This window comes from Alkalilimnicola ehrlichii (assembly GCF_003399765.1).
Classification (GTDB): domain Bacteria; phylum Pseudomonadota; class Gammaproteobacteria; order Nitrococcales; family AK92; genus AK92.
In genome coordinates, this window is the sequence record NZ_NFZV01000022.1 from 59,901 (window position 1) to 79,475 (window position 19,575).

The 19,575-nt window shown below is 56.4% G+C and carries 19 protein-coding genes; 12 read left to right on the top strand and 7 right to left on the bottom strand.

Features of this window, described 5'->3' with window-relative positions:
• Positions 1-92: 92 nt before the first annotated feature.
• Complete coding sequence (locus CAI21_RS17580) at positions 93-1,919, bottom strand: glycoside hydrolase family 9 protein (RefSeq protein ID WP_116303504.1); 1,827 nt, start codon at positions 1,917-1,919, stop codon at positions 93-95.
• Between the two features lie 930 nt (positions 1,920-2,849).
• Here CAI21_RS17580 and CAI21_RS26120 point away from each other — a divergent pair.
• The 6 genes from CAI21_RS26120 to CAI21_RS17610 all read left to right on the top strand — a co-directional run bounded on the left by CAI21_RS26120 (position 2,850) and on the right by CAI21_RS17610 (position 7,931).
• Positions 2,850-3,065 carry a VOC family protein gene (locus CAI21_RS26120; protein WP_404840893.1) on the top strand — a complete coding sequence of 72 codons (216 nt, stop codon included), beginning with the start codon at positions 2,850-2,852 and terminating at the stop codon, positions 3,063-3,065.
• Positions 3,066-3,155: 90 nt separating this feature from the next.
• Positions 3,156-4,253, top strand: coding sequence for a winged helix-turn-helix domain-containing protein (locus tag CAI21_RS17590; RefSeq protein WP_220348681.1), 1,098 nt, complete (start codon positions 3,156-3,158; stop codon positions 4,251-4,253).
• Between the two features lie 323 nt (positions 4,254-4,576).
• A complete protein-coding gene (locus CAI21_RS17595) occupies positions 4,577-5,083 on the top strand; it encodes an ArsI/CadI family heavy metal resistance metalloenzyme (RefSeq protein ID WP_116303488.1) in 507 nt (168 codons plus the stop codon).
• A gap of 12 nt (positions 5,084-5,095) precedes the next feature.
• The gene (locus CAI21_RS17600) at positions 5,096-5,662 is read left to right on the top strand and encodes a sigma-70 family RNA polymerase sigma factor (protein WP_181919505.1); all 567 of its coding nucleotides are present in this window, start codon (positions 5,096-5,098) and stop codon (positions 5,660-5,662) included.
• A 267-nt stretch (positions 5,663-5,929) separates the two neighbouring features.
• Positions 5,930-6,328 carry a hypothetical protein gene (locus CAI21_RS17605; RefSeq protein WP_116303490.1) on the top strand — a complete coding sequence of 133 codons (399 nt, stop codon included), beginning with the start codon at positions 5,930-5,932 and terminating at the stop codon, positions 6,326-6,328.
• Positions 6,321-7,931: a hypothetical protein gene (locus CAI21_RS17610; RefSeq protein WP_116303491.1), complete on the top strand. Its 1,611-nt coding sequence runs from the start codon at positions 6,321-6,323 to the stop codon at positions 7,929-7,931. The genes CAI21_RS17605 and CAI21_RS17610 overlap by 8 nt, the downstream gene beginning before the upstream one ends.
• A 68-nt stretch (positions 7,932-7,999) precedes the next feature.
• Here the strand turns inward: CAI21_RS17610 and CAI21_RS17615 are convergent, their stop codons facing one another.
• Entirely contained in the window at positions 8,000-8,872 is an 873-nt protein-coding gene (locus tag CAI21_RS17615; RefSeq protein ID WP_116303492.1) for a LysR family transcriptional regulator, read from the bottom strand.
• A 100-nt stretch (positions 8,873-8,972) separates the two neighbouring features.
• Between CAI21_RS17615 and CAI21_RS17620 the strand changes: the two genes are divergently transcribed.
• Positions 8,973-9,881 (top strand): NAD-dependent epimerase/dehydratase family protein, encoded by a 909-nt coding sequence (locus CAI21_RS17620; RefSeq protein ID WP_116303493.1) that lies wholly within the window; start codon positions 8,973-8,975, stop codon positions 9,879-9,881.
• Between the two features lie 248 nt (positions 9,882-10,129).
• Here the strand turns inward: CAI21_RS17620 and cml are convergent, their stop codons facing one another.
• Positions 10,130-11,347, bottom strand: a complete 1,218-nt coding sequence (gene cml, locus CAI21_RS17625; RefSeq protein ID WP_116303494.1) for a CmlA/FloR family chloramphenicol efflux MFS transporter — start codon at positions 11,345-11,347, stop codon at positions 10,130-10,132.
• An 857-nt stretch (positions 11,348-12,204) separates the two neighbouring features.
• Between cml and CAI21_RS24175 the strand changes: the two genes are divergently transcribed.
• Positions 12,205-12,633, top strand: coding sequence for an AAA domain-containing protein (locus tag CAI21_RS24175; protein WP_220348711.1), 429 nt, complete (start codon positions 12,205-12,207; stop codon positions 12,631-12,633).
• Between the two features lie 255 nt (positions 12,634-12,888).
• Positions 12,889-14,478, top strand: a complete 1,590-nt coding sequence (locus tag CAI21_RS24180) for an AAA domain-containing protein (protein ID WP_220348715.1) — start codon at positions 12,889-12,891, stop codon at positions 14,476-14,478.
• Between the two features lie 66 nt (positions 14,479-14,544).
• Here the strand turns inward: CAI21_RS24180 and CAI21_RS24185 are convergent, their stop codons facing one another.
• Both CAI21_RS24185 and CAI21_RS26125 read right to left on the bottom strand, forming a co-directional pair.
• Entirely contained in the window at positions 14,545-14,763 is a 219-nt protein-coding gene (locus tag CAI21_RS24185; RefSeq protein WP_220348726.1) for a polysaccharide deacetylase family protein, read from the bottom strand.
• On the bottom strand, positions 14,703-15,248 hold the full coding sequence (locus CAI21_RS26125; protein ID WP_220348737.1) for a polysaccharide deacetylase family protein: 546 nt from the start codon (positions 15,246-15,248) through the stop codon (positions 14,703-14,705). The genes CAI21_RS24185 and CAI21_RS26125 overlap by 61 nt, the downstream gene beginning before the upstream one ends.
• 401 nt (positions 15,249-15,649) lie before the next feature.
• Between CAI21_RS26125 and CAI21_RS17640 the strand changes: the two genes are divergently transcribed.
• Together CAI21_RS17640 and CAI21_RS17645 are read left to right on the top strand one after the other, a co-directional pair.
• Positions 15,650-16,213 carry a phosphoribosyl-AMP cyclohydrolase gene (locus CAI21_RS17640; protein WP_116303495.1) on the top strand — a complete coding sequence of 188 codons (564 nt, stop codon included), beginning with the start codon at positions 15,650-15,652 and terminating at the stop codon, positions 16,211-16,213.
• Between the two features lie 244 nt (positions 16,214-16,457).
• A complete protein-coding gene (locus CAI21_RS17645; protein ID WP_116303496.1) occupies positions 16,458-17,024 on the top strand; it encodes a TetR/AcrR family transcriptional regulator in 567 nt (188 codons plus the stop codon).
• 88 nt (positions 17,025-17,112) lie between these two features.
• Here CAI21_RS17645 and CAI21_RS17650 read toward each other — a convergent pair whose 3' ends face one another.
• A complete protein-coding gene (locus CAI21_RS17650) occupies positions 17,113-17,799 on the bottom strand; it encodes a hypothetical protein (RefSeq protein ID WP_116348338.1) in 687 nt (228 codons plus the stop codon).
• A 695-nt stretch (positions 17,800-18,494) separates the two neighbouring features.
• Positions 18,495-19,031, bottom strand: a complete 537-nt coding sequence (locus CAI21_RS17655; protein ID WP_116303498.1) for a GNAT family N-acetyltransferase — start codon at positions 19,029-19,031, stop codon at positions 18,495-18,497.
• A gap of 344 nt (positions 19,032-19,375) precedes the next feature.
• Between CAI21_RS17655 and CAI21_RS17660 the strand changes: the two genes are divergently transcribed.
• A partial coding sequence (locus CAI21_RS17660; RefSeq protein WP_220348741.1) for a nucleotidyltransferase domain-containing protein occupies positions 19,376-19,575 on the top strand: 200 nt, incomplete at its 3' end.

Below are 19,575 nucleotides of genomic sequence, written 5' to 3' on the forward strand. Positions count from 1 at the left end.
GTTGCCGTACCAGGAATGATCCATTATAGCCCCGCGTTTTTTTAAAGCTAGCTCAGCTGCCCAGCCGTTGGCGACCAGGTTGTAAGTCAGCTTCAGGGGCCGTCGGTGCTGTCTTCGCCCGGCATGCTCCGATCAAAAGTGCTGAAGTAAGCGAGGGCGAAGACCACGGGGGCGGTGTAGTCGATGGCGTATTCGTTGGTGGAGTAGGATTCCAGCTCATCCAGATACGCTTTTGCCGGAGGGACGGTGCCGTCCTCAATCAGGGCTTGCTGCAATGGGTCGCCGCCCGGGTGATTGTTGGGGCCGCCCACCAGCAGACCGGGGATATAGACGCCCGTGGCATTCCAGGTACGGTGGTGAACATTTTGCACCTGTTGAGCGCCGGAGCCGGAAAGATAGCTATAGCCTGTGGCGTTGCGGCCGAGAATGTAGTGGATTTGATCGAGTGCAGCGTTCTCATAGGCTTCGTTGGGAGAGAGGGCGTTGGCCATCAGCAGCAGATTGCCAAGCGCTACGGTATTCTTCGCCGAGGCCCACGTGTACTGGTCAGGTGTTAGCGCCGTGTTGTAACCATCGCCCTCGACTTGTTCCAGAATGGCATCCGCCGCGTCCAGGAAGGCCTGATTCACCTGCTCACGAAGACTCGGGTCCGGGTGCTCGGCGGTAAGATAAGCCCAGTGTCCCAAGGCAAGGCCGTTCAGCCAGCCGATTAGCTCCGGTTGCTCGGAAAAGTAGGTCGGCAGATGTTCCGTCAGGTAGCGTTCGTAACGAGCGTCGCCCGTGGTTTTGAACAGCTCCGCCGCTGCCCAGAAACGTTCCTCGGCATCCTCGTGCTTGTCATAAGGGCCTGAGCCGCTGTTTTGGTTTTCGTCCTCGCGGAAATACGGCTCGGGGTTCGCCTCCAGGTACTGGAAAGCATCCTTGGCGGCAGTAAGAAGTTGTTCCGAGTACGTTGGATCGAATGGTTCATACAGGCGTGCGGCCATGGCCATTACGCCTGCGAACATCCCGGTGCCGTAGGTGGACATCCCGTAGACGTAGCGTGTCTGATCGTCCTCCTCCGGCCGCGTTTCCATGCTCGGCCATTCGGCTCCGGATACTTTATGGTAGACAGCGCCGTCCGGCCGCTGCATCTTCAGCAACCAGTCCAGCTTCCACTGTGTTTCTACGAGTAGATCGGGTAGTTCGGTATCGCCCGCCGCTTCCGCGACTTCCGCAGGAAAAAGCATTTGTCCTTGGGTGAAAGTCTCCGGCGCCCATTCATAGGCGAGCAGAAGCTGCGCGACGGTGATCGCGCCCGGTGTGGTGTATTTGCCGAAGTCCCCGGCGTCGTACCAGCCGCCCAGCATATCCAGCGTCTGCCCTTCCCGGTAAAATTCATCGCTGAAATACATCGCCGCCTCGGCGTCCTGCATATGCGCCAGGCCGTGGTACAGCCCGGTCAGTGGGTCATCGATAACGAAGTTTGCCCGTTGCAGGGTGTAGGAGCGCAGTGTGTCGATAAAGGCGCTGTGATAAACGTCGGGAGAGATCCGGAACGGGTAGGACTGACCGACCCCATCTACCTGAAGGACAAAGGTGCCTGTGCGGCGGAGTTGGGAGAAATCCGCCTGCTGAACGGTGTCTCCGGAACTCACGTCGTCCATCGGTGCTGACAGCGTACCGTTGTAGACGACCTCGCCGCCTTCCTGACTGAGCACCTCAAAGTCTGTTGCCGGCTCGGAGACGACCACAACCCCCATTTTGGGGGCGTTGGGCAGATACCCGACCTGATTTACCTTGACGTGTTGTCCGTGGGATGAATGTGCATCGTCCGTTGAATTCAACGAACCAGCCGTACACCCCGCCAGTAGAGTGGCGCCGGCCAATATGGCCCACGCCCATATTCGGCGAGGGTGTTTTCCTCTGTTGAATGTCATGGTGATGTGCTCCTCCGAAGATTGTAGTTCTTCCTTCTCGAGATCAACGCCGGACTCGCAGCGATGCATCCGTCGCCCTCTGTTCCTAGAGTGAGATACGCCAGGGCGGGCGTTGCAGGGGCGTGTTCTCCCGTCAGCGGGTGATCTCTCATCGCCAGCATAGCCTTAAATCGGAGGTTTGAAAACGTTTTCTAATTCGTCACGCTCTTGCTCTGCTGTCATGATTTGGAATATTTAGTTTCTGTAATAGTTTTATTTATGTGTGATAATCATATATGGTTGAATTTTAGGTTGGTATTGGAAGTTTCGGGTGGGTTTTGTATTGATAATCGCCATGCGCTAGGCTGACGGGCGGCTTTTATCATTTGTGAAAACGTTGTTCAAATTTGTTGAGAGGCTAGTCTTACCAGGATCCGATCGAAGGAAGCGCTGATGTATTCCCATGAGGCTCTAACCTCGCAGCGCACCCGGGGCCTGCGTTGCGTCTCTTGCGGAAACAAGGGGGCGGGAACAAGGAGATACCCAGCCAACCGCCCTCGGCTCACTGAGTGACAAAAGGCGGCTCACTTAGCGCATTAGGTGTCCCGCGAAGCTATTGCTGGACGTGACCAAAGCGCTGTACGAGCAGGAGCTGGAGCACTTGCGGGAGGAAAGTCAGGAATAAGTGCGGGCTGCTTCGTTTGAGGCATGAAGGCATTCGAGGCGGATGACTGTCCACCAACTTACCAGCCGGAATCATGAAGCGCGCTGTCTAATTGCTGTTAGCGCTAATGAACCATGGACTGCGAGGGGAAAAATGAAGGTAAAACGCATTGTCTCCAACATTGCGGCAGTTAGTCCCCCAGAAGCTGATAAGTTTTACTCGGTGATTTTGGGCTCAAGGTAGTGATGGATCATGGGTGGATAAGAACCTATAGCTCTGGCGAGGAAATGACCACCCAGATAAGTGTGGCCTCCGAGGGTGGTTCCGGTACGCCCGTACCTGATCTCTCCATAGAGGTTGACAGTCTGGAGACGGTCTTGGAGAGAGTGAAGAACGAAAACATTGAGATCGAGTATGGGCCGGTAACTGAGCCTTGGGGCGTTCGTCGGTTTTATGTACGCGACCCTTTCGGCAAACTTATTAATGTTTTACAGCATGAATAGCTATCGGGCATGCTCTAACAATTCGCGTCACCCGGACGCCCTTGTCTCCGCTTTGTATTAGCCGCCAATCCGAACGGTTAAGGGGAATACATGACTGTTGAAAGCCTTGATTGCGCCATAACGTCGCAATTGAGACGTCTAGCGTTGTTCAAGCAAGGTCTGGCGTCGCGGCAGCAGTTTGGCGCCGGTTTGTCTGGAACGCGCCGCGCAATCGAGCACCTTGGCTATGTGCAAATTGATACGCTGTCGGTGGTTGAACGCGCGCATCACCATACTTTGTGGAACCGAGTGCCGGGTTATGACCCGGCCTACTTGAACCGACTGATCGGCGAGCAGCAGATCTTTGAGTATTGGTACCACGCCGCTTCGTATCTGCCAGTGCGCGACTACCGTTATGCGCTACCGAACATGGCGTCTATACGTAATGGCGAAAACCGCTATTACACCAATGTCGACAAACGCCTGATGAAGGAGATCCTGGCCCGCGTGAGTGCAGAGGGACCGTTACGGGTGCGTGATCTCGACACGGGGAAGAAGGGTAAGGGCAATTGGTGGAACTGGGGGCCGGGCCGACGCGCCCTCGATAAGCTGTTCATGCAGGGCGATCTGATGGTGTGCGGACGCAATGGCATGGAGAAGGCCTATGACCTCACCGAACGCTGTTTGCCAGAGGGGATCGATCTGAGCGTGCCCACGGTGAGCGAATATGCGGCCTATTTGTTCGATACCACACTTAGGGCGCATGGTGTCTTCACCTGGAAGCAGCTATTGCACCTGAAGACGGGTAAACCCTTGCGGGATGCAATGCGTGAAGTTCTCAACGAGCGTATCGAAGCCGGAGCGGTGAGGGTGCTGGGTGACGCCCGTGCGCCGACGGCCTATGTGGACATCAAGGCACTCGAACAAGCGCCGACGATCGACGGTGCACTTAAGGTGCTGTCCCCATTCGACAATGCGGTTATCCACCGCGACCGCTTGAGTTCACTGTTCGAATTTGACTACCGGATCGAATGTTACGTTGCCGCGTCTAAGCGCGTGTTTGGCTACTTTTGTCTGCCAATTCTGTACGGCGATAAATTCGTTGCTCGAATCGACTGCAAGGCGCATCGGGCCGACCAGCGTTTCGAGGTTTTAAGTCTGCACCTAGAAGATGGCCCGCTCGATCGGGATCAGTTTTTCCCGCCTTAAGCGACGAGCTGCAAAGGTTTGCCGATTTCAACAAGTGCCCGCGGCTCGATGCAAGTGTCATTGATAAGGTGCGCCATCGCCGGTCTGGTACTGCCCGCTTGCGCGGTAGTTCGCGCTAAAGCATCGTTAATCAACGAAGGGCAAGGGCATCTATGTCCTTAGGCCAACAAGAACAATAAGCTAACCACAGGTTGCAGCCAGCGGTTCCGCGTCGGTCTTATGCACATGCTTTGAAGACGCCTTGCGACCACTTGCCATCTTTCCCGTCTATAGGAGTGTATCGCGATCCGCGATGCATCTCTTTACACTGACTGGAGCCACAGATGAAACGATTCCATGTACACATCGCTGTTGCCGATCTGCCGGCCAATATTGCCTTCTACAGCAATCTGTTTGGGCTGCCGCCTTCCAAGCAGAGGGAGGACTACGCTAAATGGATGCTGGATAACCCACGCCTTAATTTCGCCATCTCGTCCCGGGGCCAAGCGAGCGGATTGAACCATTTCGGCATGCAGGCTGAAGATCCGGAGGAACTGGCGACCCTCAGGCAACTGGCCGACGTCGCCTCCGAGGGTGCGGCGCTCGAACAAGGCAAGGCCGCCTGCTGCTACGCACGCAGCGAAAAGCACTGGACGGTCGACCCGCAAGGCATCGCTTGGGAGCACTTCTTGACGCTATCGGATGCCGAAACCTTCGGGCAGGATACTGCCGAGCCGTCGGGTGCCTGCTGCATCCCCCTGCACGGGGCGGAGTCCTCGAATTCGCAGGCCTCTGGCGTATGCTGCGTTCCCGGCGAGACAAAGGAAGCTGACGAACGCTGCTGCAACTGAAGGATGACAGGCATGAACCCTGCAACCGAGGACCTTAAGGACGCCTTTACCCACTTTCGGCTGAGCCTGCGCCGCTATTTGCGTAGGCGCTTGCCCGACCCCGCGCAGGCCGACGACCTGTTGCAGGATGTCTTCTTGAAGGCGCTGACGGCGCAGGAATCCGGGCGCCGCATCGATAATCTGGCCGGTTGGCTCTACGCAGCTACGCGAACGGTGCTGGTTGATCATTACCGGGCGCAAGCTGCGCCTACGCAGGCGCTCGATGAGGAGTTGCCAGACGATGAAGACGATGAAGCAAGCCTGCATCAGGAGCTCTCTCTGTGCCTGCGGCCGTTCATCGAGCGGCTGCCGCCTCTGTATCGCGAGACGCTGCTTGCCACCGAGCTGGAGGGGAAAGCTATGCGTGCGCTGGCCGAAGAACAGGGCGTCTCGGTTTCGGCCATTAAGAGCAGGGCTGCGCGCGGAAGAGCAATGCTCAAAGCGAAGCTACTTGCTTGTTGCCACATAGAGATGAAGGGAGGCTTAGTGTCTGACTACCATCGAAAGCCCATGTCAGACTGTGCGGGGGGCTGTGTATAACCATCCGCTACAGCCGATCATCAAACCGTTTTGCGGTTTGCCGTTGGCTGAGCGTCGGCACTTGATCAATACCTCTCTCTCTCTCTCTCTCTCGGCCTCAGGGAGGTGTCCATATATCTCCCAGTAGAGCTCCAAGAGCGGAGGTGATCGATTGACTGCAAATCCCGAAGTTTACGCAGTCGCTCAGCGATTGGCACAACGTATTGCCCCGGACGAAATCGATTTGGCGCCGGCGATAGTCGATGCTGCCTGCGAAGGGGAGCGACAATGGCAGGCCCTACTTGGGGGGCGGAGGATGTTGAGCTATGCGGTATATTTGGCCCGGTGGAGGCCTCCGATCTGGTTGCCGTGATCGAAGCGATCCGCCTGTCCGCGGAGTGTCTCGTGCCCGTGGTTGCCGTGGTAGTTGGCTCTGTTAACACCGTGCTCGGCTACCTGAGCATCCGAGAGAAGTTGGAGCGACGCAAACAGTTACGTCAGAGCTCTGAGACGCAGCTGCTGGATAGCGTCGAACGTGCGGTCAATCGACTGGCTGGCCACCTGGTAGCACTGGGTGTTGAGAAGGAGCGGGCTGAGGAAATCGGCCGCGAAGCCGTGGCCGCCTTGGTCGAGGAGCCCGCGAGCGGCGACGCTCTCCTAGCTCGGTTGAACCAGGGGCGTGACTGAGCAGGATCGCCCCGGCTGGGCAGGTCTGCAAGCACCGCCCTGGTTGTGGATCTGGATTGCGCTGTTCATCTGGCGCGCACCGGACTGGTTCAGCCATTTTCGCGGTTCTATCCGCGCATTGCTGTCGATTCCGTATACGGGAGAGTTGTACAGCTCCGGCTTCAGCCGGTTGGTGTTGACGCCAACCATTCTGGAGGCGCTGCCTACTGCGACGCTCGCGCTCGCTATAATCGCGCTACTGTTCCCGCAGTTGAGGGCGCGCTGGGTTGAGCGGCGTTATGCTCTTGCCGAGCTTTCCAAAGACTACCCCAGCGCCGCTGTTCGGGAGGTCCAAACGTTCATCCATGAGCGGGCGCCGCGAGTGGAAATCAAATGGCAGCTGGCAGAGTCGAGGCGTATCGCCCGCGTGTATCCGACCCGTTATACAAACGATACCCTTGCGATATTTGGCGGTCTACTGAGAGTCTGGCGCCGCAACCGCCCGGCGGGCGAGGCCATCTTGCTGCACGAGCTTGCTCATCATAGGCATCGGGACGCCATACTGATGGGGGTTGCCTCACCGCTGCGTGCGCTAGTCGGACTTTGGGTGCCGGTGGCTCTAGGGCTCGCTTTGCTGGTATGGGCTGTTGAAAGCGCCGGAATCCTGGCAACGCAGCCTTTACCAGGCGGCGACTCGCCGTTGCGGGAAATCCTGGGCCGGTTGTTTCTGCAGATCATCCCCGCGCTAGTGCCGATAATTATCACCGTGCTGCTTTGGACGCTGGCACTGTTCATTGTGCCTGTCGTCGGCGTCTGGTGTGCCGAGCTCAACGCGGATCGCTTCGCTATAGCCCGCGAGTCCAAGCCCGGCGCGTTATCTCACTGGCTGTCACAACAGCGCGAACCAGAGCGCCGCATGGGCTGGCTGGTACAGCGCATCGCGCATCCGCCGCTGGGTTTGCGTTGTTGGATGGCGCACAACGCACACCGACCGGTCAGCCTAGTGATCTTATTGCTGCTGTTTCCCGCAGCCTATGTGGTCAGATTGACGCTGCTGATTGTGTGGGGTGTGCTTGCGCATCTGGTTGGCGGCATGCCGGCGTCGCAGCTGGCCGAGACCGTGCCGCGCTGGATCGCGTCGTATCTGGACTCCATGGCGTACACTTTGACGCTGCTTGGCGTAGCCATGCTGCTTTGGCCGTTGCTGGTAGCGCTTCGGCGCCGTCTTCAGTGGGCGCGTACTCATTGGACTCTTTATTGGGCGCTGGGCCTCGTCCTGTGTCTACCACTGTTGATCGGCCGTTTACAGCCTGATCCCTGTGTCGCCGTGGGGGCAACCATTGCTACCGACAAGGCGTGGTACCGTCCGGGCGAGCTCGTCGTTATTCAGTATTCCGGACTCCCCGGTAACGAGCAGGATTGGGTGACCGTGGTCAGGCATGGCGCACCGGTCGACGACTGGGGCGAGTGGCAGTTCACTGGCGGTACGACAAGTGGCGAACACACAATAGTAATAAGCGAACCGGGTCGTTACGAAGCCCGGGTTTTCTTCGACTGGCCTACCTGCGGTTTCGACATCAAGGCGCGCACGGTGTTTGCCGTCACCACGAGGCAAGGGGGCTGAAAAGGACGCGGGGGTGCACCGGCACGGGTCACCCATTCAAGCTCCGGCTCAGCACCTCCAGCAGCTAGTTAGGTCGTACTCTTGTCCGTCTCGATCAAATGATCAATGAAAGCCGAAATACGAGGCGCTGGTTGCCGGTGTGCCGGAAACAAAGCCGTGATTGTGTCGAAACTGCCGGCCGACTCATTCTTGAGTATTTGAACAAGACGCCCCTCAGAGAGATCGTTCTTAACGTGGAAACTTGCCATTCGAGCGATACCGAGTCCTTGCAACGCCAGATGCCGCAGCATCTCTCCGCTATCCGTTGCGAAGTTCACGTTGTCGTCATTCTCACGCGAATGACGGGAGTGGTTCAGGGGGTAGCCCAGCATATTGTGGTCCGCAAGATCCTCTAGGCACTTCGGCGTACCGGCATGTCCTAGATACTCTGGAGCGGCCACATATACCGTCGCGGTGGTGCCAATTTTTCTGAAGTGTAGCGCCGAGTCTTTTAGCATCCCAATGCGCAACGCGACATCTACACGCTCTTCTACTAGATCAATCAGGTTGTCGGAGATAAGGATGTCGACTTTGATGTGCGGGTATCGATCTCGAAAAGCCGGCAGTCGCGGCGCGATATAATGATAAGCGAATGCGCCTGAAGTACTGACCCGCAGGGTTCCCTTCAACGCTGTATATATGCCACAAATCTTCGCTTCCGCTTCTTCTATCGTGTCGAGGATGCTTCGGCATGACTGCGAGTAACTGTCGCCTTCCGCCGTTAATGACAGCCCGTGAGTCGATCGGTTGATAAGCCGTACGCCTAGTCGTCGCTCCAGTCGCGTCATGAGCTTGCTAACGGCCGACGGGGAAATGCCAAGCCGTCGCGCTGCTTCGGAAAAACTCCCTGTCGTCGCGACGATAGCGAACGTTTCCATTTCATCAAGGCGGGATTTGGTCATGCGTTTTTGTCACAAGCTGTTTGTCGCTTTTGATTATAGTGCAAAGCCATCTCTGCAACTACGATGGAGGCCGATGTGACCATTACGCCAGGAGAGGAAGATGCAAGTATTCGTCACTGGAGCCACGGGGTATATCGGGGGCTCAGTTGCGCGGTTGTTACTCGAACGCGGGGCGACAGTCCGGGGGTTGGCTAGAACAGACACTGCCGCACAGGCCCTTGAGAGATTAGGCGTTGCGCCGGTGCGCGGCAGCTTGGCGCACTGGTCTTTGTTGGCTAAAGAAGCGCGGGCAGCCGACGCCGTTATCAATGCGGCCGATGCGGACGATGCCTTTGCGGCAAGTGCCCTGTTAACGGCTCTGGAGGGAACCGGCAAGCGATTTATCCACACAAGTGGGTCGAGCGTAGTCGGAGATATGGCTTCCGGTGTGCATAGTTCGCCGGTATTTTCCGAAGATAGCCATATTGCACCGCGGTTTGAGAAAGCCGGACGGGTGGCGATTGATCGGGCGGTCGCCGGGGCGGCGTCCCGAGGCGTACACAGTGTTGTCCTATGCCCAACGATGATTTACGGGCTTGGGACGGGGGCAAAGGTTGACAGTATCCAGATCCCATGGCTCATCGAACTCGCCCGGGAGAGCGGTCATGGCAGGCATATTGGCGAAGGTAAGAACATCTGGTCCCACGTGCACATCGGTGATCTCGCGGAGCTTTATCTGCTTGCGCTAGACGCCGCGCCAGCCGGGTCCTTCTTCTTCGCCGAACAAGGGGAGAGCAGCCTTAAAGACATTGCGGCCGCGATCAGCCGGATGCTCGGTTTCGGTGGCGCAACGGCTGAGCTCGCGGTAGACGAGGCCGCGTTGAGGTGGGGGCCGGAGGCCGCGCATTTTGCGTTTGGATCTAACAGTCGCGTGACCGCCGAGAAGGCAAGACGGATGCTCAATTGGTCGCCTTCGCAGCCGGGGCTTATCGAAGAAATTGAGAACGGCTGCTATAGCGACATGACCTGACGGTTTGCATGGCCGCTTTCTTTTGAACGGCTCTCTTCACGCCGCTGCGAGCCGCATTATAGCTCTAATCGTTACTGGCGCGCTGATTACTTACGCTGATTGGTCGACCAGATACTTTGGACTGACCAACGTAAGCAGAGGGCATTGTGGTTGCCATTGAGCAGCTTTGCGGCTGCCATCTTGGTATGGGGACGGTATAAATATAGATAGGGAGCGCCACCGAGTGGCGCTCCCGAATCTTTTCTCGCCTAAGCAGTAGGTTGAACCGTACCGCTAAAACGGTGCGCGTATGCCAGGGCGAGCAATGTGACGAGCGCCATGAGAGTAGCGAAAGCTGCGAGAGGCCACGCCGTGCTGCCATCCAGAAGCACGACCAACAGCGTGCCGGCAATGCCTACGATGAGGCTCTGAAGGCAGAAGTACAGCGCAACGGCCGTACCGGCGACATGGCCGAACGCCGCGAGTGCTCCGTTCGCGGTTACGGACGACGCGAACACAATACCGATCGAGATCACCCACATTGGTAGCACGAAAGACCAGAACGAAGGCTCCAGGAACAACTGCCCGCCGATTAGCAGGGCCGCGCCGAGCAGTAGCATAAGCATGCCGCGCACGACACTGCCAAGAATGCCCCAACGCTCGACGAAGCTCTTCGCGAAGCGGGCCGTGATAATCATCGCCAGCGCCGCGGTGGCGAAAGTCAGGCTGAACCCAAACTCCGTAAAACCCGCTTGTTCTATCAGAACACGGGGTGCTGTCGAGAAAAACACAAAAAACGAGCCCATCGCCGCGCTGAAACCCAGCGTATAAGCCCAGAACGTAGCGTTTTTGAGGATAGGAACGAACGCGGCTTCTCGTTGTGCCGAGTGTTGCATTGGCGGTCGTGTTTCATGCCATTTGAGCGATGCAAAAGATACTAAGACAAGCATCGGTAGAGCGAGGGCGAGGAAAATACCCCGCCAGACGAAGATATCGGCGATAACAGCGCCGGCAATCGGGCCCAACGCAGGAACGAATGCAAGCATCGAATTGAGGAGGCTGTAGATAACCGCGCTCTCGGGGCGTTCCGCATAAACATCTCGTACGGTGGCGAATAGCGCGACAAGTATTGCGGATGCGTCGGCCGCCTGGAGTAGCCGCAGCAGGACGAAAGTCGCGGCATCGGTAGTGGCTGCGAGCGAGAAGGAGGCCATTGCAAAAAGCGTCGAGCCGATTAGTAGTATCGGTCGTCTGCCGATGCGATCCGATAAGGGGCCAAAGATGACCTGACCGACACCGAGCACGATGATATACAGGCTTAGTGTGAGCTGTATGACCGACGGTGTCGTATCCAGCACGTCGGGCATTGCCGGAACGATCGGGAGATAAATGTCCATGGCCAGCGAGGCCAGGATGTTAAATGGGGCCATGAGCAACAAGGCCGCAGGCAGCGTGAAGCTCCACGCCTTGGAACATGAGTCAGACACAGTAATACACCCGCTCAAATGGAAAACATTCGGCGGCGATCTGCCTCAAGGGTAATCTGAGAGTATGAGTGGGCAGATTGCCGCAACATCGCTATGCGCTGTTGCGGCTTATTTGTCTGACTTTTTCGACCCCATTAGGTGTCTCGCGTTGACGGTAGAAGATGTAACGAGGCTCAGAATAGTATCAACGGCGTTTTTCCTCGACAAGTGGCCTATGGAGGCGGACTCTCGTAAGGCCTGCACCGGGACACCTCTTCTCCTGTTCTTGAGGGTTTGTAACGAAGGGCCGAACCAAGCTAACGCTGGTATTCATGGTGCTGATATCGGTAACAGTGGCAGAATAGCACTGCTTGGGGGGCGAGTTGGATTTGTATTCTGACATCATGCCCGATGTTTCTATGTCTACATATAGTTGATGCATAAGGACCTATGGTTTCCATCTATGTAAATGGTGAAGATAGAACCAGGCAACTCAGTAACTGGGAAATAAAATGGAGCCCCAAACAGGGTGGGGTGAGGCTGATTTGCCACTTCCATTCTGGTAAGAGCTATTCCTGTCCGCTGAAAAAATGCGAGGTTGTTCCTACCCGGGAAGTTCAAGGGGGGCTGATTGTAGAAAAAGGCGGCTCTGTATTTTATGCGGTCGATAGTGTGAAAGTCTATGGAGAGAAGTACGCCCTCGTTCGGTATCCCGATAGTCAGAATGTTTACGTAAGGAATCTGGACGATATTGAGCTTGTCCCGAAGACGAGCATCAAGAATGAAGCGATATTCCGTTATTTTGTTTCTGTGGCAGAGGCACGGGTAGATCGGGCTAACCCGCAAAAAAGCCAATTGCCGAAAATGTGTTACGGCAATTGGAGAAGGCGCTTCCTCACCCAGACACCGTCCTGCACGCCTACTGCGCAGGGCAGAATCAAGATCAGGTAGATGAGGGGGGCTTCATTTATCCTTTCGGCGTCAATGAAAGCCAGCTTAAGGCAGTGGAGCGGGCCTTCACCTCTCAAATCAGTCTGATCGAAGGCCCCCCTGGCACAGGGAAAACTCAGACGATCTTGAACATCATAGCGAATATCCTTTTGCGTGGAAAAAGCGTCGCGATCCTGTCCAACAACAACCCTGCGGTGGAGAACGTCTATGAAAAGTTATCCAAGAGCGGACTGGATCATGTAGTCGCCAAACTAGGAAGCCAGGATAACCGTAATCGCTTTTTTCGGGTATGTCCGCCATATCGTCAGAAACTCCCGAGCCCGCGCCTGGCATGGATCATATCCAGTCTGTTCTAGCGCAGTTGAAGCAGTATCTACATACCCAGAACGAGGTGGTCAGGCTGCAGGCTGAAGTCGACGAATTGAACATAGAGCGGGGCTATCTGCTGCAATGGCAAAGCGAAAACAACGTAAGCGTGTCAGCTTCTCTTGATAAGTACAAACTGTCCCCACAAAAACGGTGGACCTTATGGCTTATTTGGACCACCTTAGCGAGCGCCGGATCAGATTCAGGGATCGGATCGAGCTGCTGCTCAATTTCAAAATTTGCGCATGAAGCCTTTCGATGATGGGGAGAAGCGCAAGTCCATGATCTATGCCTTGCAACTCCACTATTACGATAAGGCGCTAATGGACAAGAAGGCGGCGTTGGCTGTTCATAGAGATGCGTTGGAGCGGGGCAACTTCAAGGCGTTGCTGCATGACCTGACCCGCAGTTCGATGCTCTACCTAAAATCCTACCTCCATGAGAATGTCCCTTATCGGGAAACCTTCGATGCGCAGACATACCAACGGAAGTTCGATTCCTTTGTGAGGCGTTATCCAATCATTGGCAGCAGTACACATTCCATCGTCAATTCGATTGGCAATGGCGCGGTTCTTGATTATGTCATTATCGACGAGGCCTCGCAGCAGGACATCGTCCCAGGAGTTCTGGCACTGAGCTGTGCCAGAAACTTGATTGTCGTCGGTGACAGAAAGCAGCTTGCGCACATTCCAACAGAACTGGGTGTCGCTCCCCCCTGCAACTTTTACGATTGTGAAAAGTACAGTTTGCTCGATTCGTGCATCAGCGTTTTCAACGGTTCGCTGCCGCGGACGCTGCTGAAAGAGCACTACCGGTGCCATCCGAAGATCATCCAATTTTGCAATCAGCAGTATTATGACAACCAGCTCATTCCTATGACGCGAGATGCAGGCGAACAGGCGATGAAGTTGATCGTCACCGCTAAGGGAAACCACACGCGGAACAACTCGAATCTGCGAGAATTGGACTCATTGCGTAAGACGCTCGAGTTGGGTGGAGAAATCGAATGGGATTCAGCGAATGCAAGGGGTTTCATTGCGCCATACAGGGCTCAAGTCAAGCTGTCAGAGGCGCATTTGCCGGCTGATTTCGTCAAGGACACCGTCCATAAATTTCAGGGCAGGGAATGCGAGGAGGTCGTCTTTTCCACCGTGCTGGACAAGAAGTGCCTCGACCCAAGAAGCTTGGGGTTTGTGGATGACCCCCAAATAGTCAATGTGGCGGTATCGCGAGCCAAAAATAAATTCACCCTAGTGACGGGCGACGATGTTTTTTCCGCGAACAACGGACAAATTGCCGCGTTGGTACGCTACATTGAATACTACGCGGACGAGAAGCAGATTCATCGGGCCCCTGTCGTTTCGGCCTTCGACCTGCTTTACAAAGAATACGACCAATCCCTGGAGCGACTCAACTCCAGGTTGTGTCCTGATGACTCTCGATTCAAGTCTGAGCAGATCGTGGCGGGGCTATTACGTGATGTGATGTCCCAGGAGTCCTACTGGGCGATGATGTTCCACTCACAGATTGCGTTGAACCAGTTGGTCTCGCCGACCAACGAAGCATTGACGGCGCGAGAGCGGGAATTCATGAGAAACCGTGCCAGTTGTGACTTTGTGATTTATTTCAGGGTAGGAAAGACGCCGTTGGCGGTGATTGAGGTCGATGGCGGCTCTCATGACAAGCCGCAGCAGGTTGAGCGGGATGCATTGAAAAACAGCATCCTGAAGAAGAGCAATATCTCATTGCTCCGGTTGCGAACCGTCGAGAGCCAGATTGAAGAAAAGATCTCAGGATTTTTGGCGCAGTGGGCAAGCAACGCTTCAACCGTTTGAGGTAAATGGTTGAAGCGTTGTTGTTGGCTCTCGTAAGGTCACGCACCGCGATTGCTCTACGATTCACTAGGCCCCCAGCAACTGGGATACGGTTACGAATCGATAACCGTCCTGCTCCAGACGCCGAATGATACCTTCAACCGCTTGTAGCGACTCTTCCCGGCTGGGATACATCACGTGCAGAAGGATGATGGAGCCTGGTCGTACCTGCTGCGCGACATGCTCTACGATGTGCTCCGCACTGCGCGCGATTTCCGGATATGACTCCGGTTCAACATCCCACATGATGGTTTTCCGATCGGTGCGGGAGAGATACCAAGGCAATCCCACCAGCTTCTTCCCGTACGGGGGCGGAAGTAAATAGGGCCTTCGTAACCGCTGGCTCGGATGAGAGCGTCGGTATCCTCGATCTCGTGGCGAATGAACATGGGGCTGCGTAGCAGCATTCGGCGATGCGAATACGTATGGTTGCCGAGCTCATGGCCGGCGGCGACATACTTTTCGGCAAGCCCGGGATTGGCGGCGAGTTCGGCACCCGTGAAGAAGAACGTTGCCGGAACCTCGTTGCGCGCCAGAATGGCGAGGATGCGTTCCGTAGCCTCTGGTGTGGGGCCGTCGTCGAAGGTCAGTGCGACCCAAGGCTTTTCCGTATCAACGCGATGGACGAGATTTCCAAAGAGTTGGAAAGAGCGAGCGTCGGCGAGGTTCTTGACGCCGTATAAGGCCGCAATCAAGGCGGCAGCTACGATTAAGGCTATCTTTATTTTCACGTTCTCGTACCGATGAAATGCCTAACCCCTGGCTTTTCGGTGTGCCGGGGGCGCTGGAGGGGCTTCTATCCAACCTCTGATCGCGCACCTCGATTATTCAGCTCTATACATAAACACATCAATATTATGCGCGCACGCTTGATGTACCTGGCCATTCTCAATCAGCCTGGAGGGGTGTTGGTGCATAAAAACAGGAAGCCGATCCCGTGTGCCTGTTTCCTGTTGAGTGGCTGCCCTCTTCTTACTTCTTAGTTTCTCCTGGTTCGTAACTTTCTCCGAATTCGACGGAACTGATTCCCGCGCCAGCCGGTCTCCTAGAGTGCCGACCATAAACCGGCCCGCGAGGCAAGGCGGCTAACCGCAAGCTCCGTGGGCTCTACACAATACAAATAGGTAATCGAATGAAATCGAAGCTTTCATTTGCCTGTGCAATTGCGCTCTCTCTGGCAGGGAGTGCCGCTTTTGCTAACACGAACGTCGTCAACAATAACGTTACTGAAGCCGAGGTCAAGGCGGCGCAGAATGCTTGGGGAAAAGCCCTCATTCAGATCAGCTCCGATTACAGCAAGGGCGGGATCGATAAGGCCCGGGAAACAGCCGAGGCGGTGCTGGATGCTGCGTACGGCTATAGTTTCGGCCCGGTACTTTTCAAACCCACCCTTGCCAGCGGCGAGCAGACCTTCCGAACCAGCCGCGAGGGGGCCCTGGCTTACTTCGTCGGCCATAATGGCGATTTCCCGAGTGACGAAGGCTTCGCGCTAAAGGGCTGGACCGACTTCAGCGTCAACAATGCCGCCGTCTACATCAATGGGAATCTGGCTCTGACGATGGGTCACGTCATCCTGACCGACGAGAGCGGCCAGACGACCACTGTGGACAAGACGTGGGGCTTCAAGAAAGACGAGCAGGGCGATCTGCGTATCGTGCTCCATCACTCCTCGCTGCCGTTCGCGCCCGACGCCTAAGGCGCTGAAGCGCTCGGAGCCTTCCGCCCACGGGATGGCCGAACCATTTCGTGGGCGGAAGAGCGCCGGGTTATGTGTCGAAGGTAAATCGGCCACTGGCTCATTTCATCTACTGGCTGTCCCGGCGCTCCTACAAGCTGGACGCCCCTTTGTTTGTATTACCAAAACTAAGCGCGGAGATGGCGTCTGCCCCCCAGTTGGGATTATCATCGTAATCCAAAATTCCTCGTCCGTCGGAGAGCTTATGCGTAAGTCCAGAGCAGAGGCCGCATTAACGCGGGAGAAGATCGTGGTTACCGCCGCCAACGCCTACCGGAAGTTCGGCACCGGCGGCATCAGCGTTCAGGACGTGATGAAGGAAGCGGGACTCACGCATGGCGGGTTCTACAAGCATTTTTCGTCGAAGGATGCTTTGATTGCCGAAGCTTGTGCGTGGGCACTCGATCAAACCGCAAACAGACTGGCGGCCGCCGCGAGACGGGCACCGGCCGGCCAGGGACTACAGGCCATTATCGACACGTATCTTTCCCCAGCACACCGCGACCACCCTGAGCAGGGCTGCGCCATCGCCGCCTTGGGCTCCGAACTCGCACGCTACGAAGGGGCTCCCCGGTGCGCCCTGGGGCAGGGGATCCAGCAACTGGTGGAACTCGTTGCCGAGTACCTTCCCGAGCACGAGCAAGACGCAGCTAAGGCTATCGTCGGCGGCATGGTCGGCGCGCTCGTGACGGCCAGGGCGCTGGATGATCGTCAGTTATCCGATGCGTTCCTCGCTTCCGCGCGCCAAAACCTAGTACGCCTTCACGCCTAGATATACCTGTTCAGTGAGCCGGCCAGCGGCCGGGGCCGCTGGCCGCGCCTTGCCAGGAACCGGGATCGCCAATCCGTAGCTTGATGTCCTAGGGGTGAGCTGGCACGGCGTCCGCTGTCTGTTGGCGACTATCATCGCGAGCCTGTTGTCGGGCTGAACGAATCTGGTAAAAAGCCGCAAGGTGCAGGCATATCCACAGCGGGACGGCAAAGCACGGGATCAGCAGTAAGGGAAACTGAGAGAGTGCCCCCGTTGTCGGCATATCGTAGCCCGCATTCAGCAGGTGCCTGGCAATCAGGCCCGACCCCACCGCGCCAACGAAGTCCAACATCCCCAGGAAGTGAAACCGCCATAGCCATTTCGAGCGCAAGAATGCCGCGTTTCTGGCAAGCACGACGGCGACAAACGGTGCCAGCAAGGCAACCAGAATATCCCCCCAGCCCGCGGGGTGGGCAAATATACCGGGCAATGCACCCAAGGCATACGCCACGAGGAACCCCGCCCCCAAAATTCGTAGGCCATGCACTGCAACCAGCCAGACCGGATCGATGGCAAGCACCTGTTCGCGGAACCACGCGCTACCTTTGAGCAATGCTAGGAACAGCGTGGGTGGGACCGCTATGGCAATCAGGGTGGGCAGCGGAGGCGAGCCTGCGGGTACATGAAATACCCCTAGCGCCCCCAGCGTCACAATGGTGCTCAGCCACAAGGCTATCGCTATCGCCGAAACGACAATGAAGGATGTTGCTAAGCCAGGCCTGTGTACAGTCATCATTCTACCTCACGCGACAAAAGTGAACGGGATCAATAAGTAACAGCGGTCGAAACGGTATTCGCAGCAAACAGCGGCGGAATAGCACCCCCTTTTTTGTTTGGATGATAATTGTAATCTTATTGGATGTTGATCATCATCCAAACAATTAGGCTTGTCAAGCAATGGCCGGAGTGCTTTGTGGTACTAGCATTGGAGATGTCGGGCCGAGTCAGCCGCTGCGCCGGGCGAAAGTGTTCGGATTGCTGGCTGGACGCTTCCCGTCCGGCTGTTTCCGAAGGGTGGGATTGGGCGCCGAAACGAAAACAGGCGGCCGGTTGGCCGCCTGTTCGGGAGTCGGGTAGCGGGGGCAGGGGTTGGGCGTTGTTTAACGCCGCCGACAATCGGTGGCTGGGGGCGTGTTCTAGGTGTTGCGGTTTGGCCCATGAGCAAACCACAAATATCTAGGTGCATACCCGCTGAATGTAATGCTGCCGGCAACATGCCCCAGGACTCCGGCGATTACGAAACCAAGGAGCAAAGCAGGATGAAATGGTTCGGTAATCGCTGCGCTCACCAAACCAATAACGGCCACCAGGACACAGAGCAGGATAAAAGCTGCTAAGCACCTGATGGGCAAGCCTAGTTTTCTGATTTCGCCTAGCAACGGATTTTTCATACTCGATACCCATAACGCGGCGCTTCATCAGCCGCGGGCGTTAGCCTGTCGGTTGTAAGGGCTTGTTGGAGCGCTTGCTCAGGACCGTGAGATCCAGAGCATCGCTCCGAGGAATGCCTACGCCGCTCGCAAGCGGATAAGCGAGCCGCTGCCCGGTTTCCTTGTAGCCACGGCGCCGATAGTATGCAATCAGCTCGCTCCTGGCGCTAACCACGACCAGAACAAGATCTTCGGCGCCAAGATGTGCCGCGGCGTAGTGCTCCGCCTCCGTCAGCATGGCGCCGCCGACGCCTGCTGCTTGCAGCTCGGGCAGCACCGCGAGCATGCCGATATGCGCTTGCCGACCGTTATGCTCGATCTGCACGCATGCGATGAGCTGCGAGCCTTGAAACCCTACCAGAATCAAGGAATTCCGCAGAATTTCTGTGACTTGCGCCGGGCTGATCCGATCGCCCTCAACGAGTTCGGACTCGTGGGTCCAGCCACCGTGCCCGACTCCTGGTCGATAAGCTGCGTTCACTAAACGGGCGATTTCAGCGGCATCGCCAGCCGTTGCTTGCCGAATGACAAATTGCACTGGATTCCCTTCTTCGCTCCAACAGTGATCAGGCCGCGTGTTCTACGATGGCAAACAACCGCGCGTTTCATGATGCCGCGCTTTGGCTACCGCAAGGCCCTGTTTGTATTGTTGATTACTAATACCTTAGCGAACTTCCGCATTCGGCACCATGCGTTCGCTTGAGGTCTATGATCTGCGCCGACAATAATTCTGCTCATACATACCGTCGCCAAGACAGGGAGCCTGGATAAGGAGCGTAACGGCACTCGCAGAGTAACAACGGCTCAGGCTATTACCCCCGCTGCGCGAATCGTGGCACCATACCGGCGTGCGTGCGACAAGAATAAGGATGTTAGAGAAGCATGACGACGATGGGGCCGATAATGCACAGTCTCGATGACGACTCACCGATGCGTACCGATTTAAGCCATCTGCCGGAAGACAAACAGCGCGAGCTTGAAGAGATCGTCGAGCTGCTGCGCCAGGTCACGCCGGTGGCGATGATTATTCTCTTCGGCTCCTACGCACGCGGCGACTACAAGGAAGAAAAGGATCTAGCGCC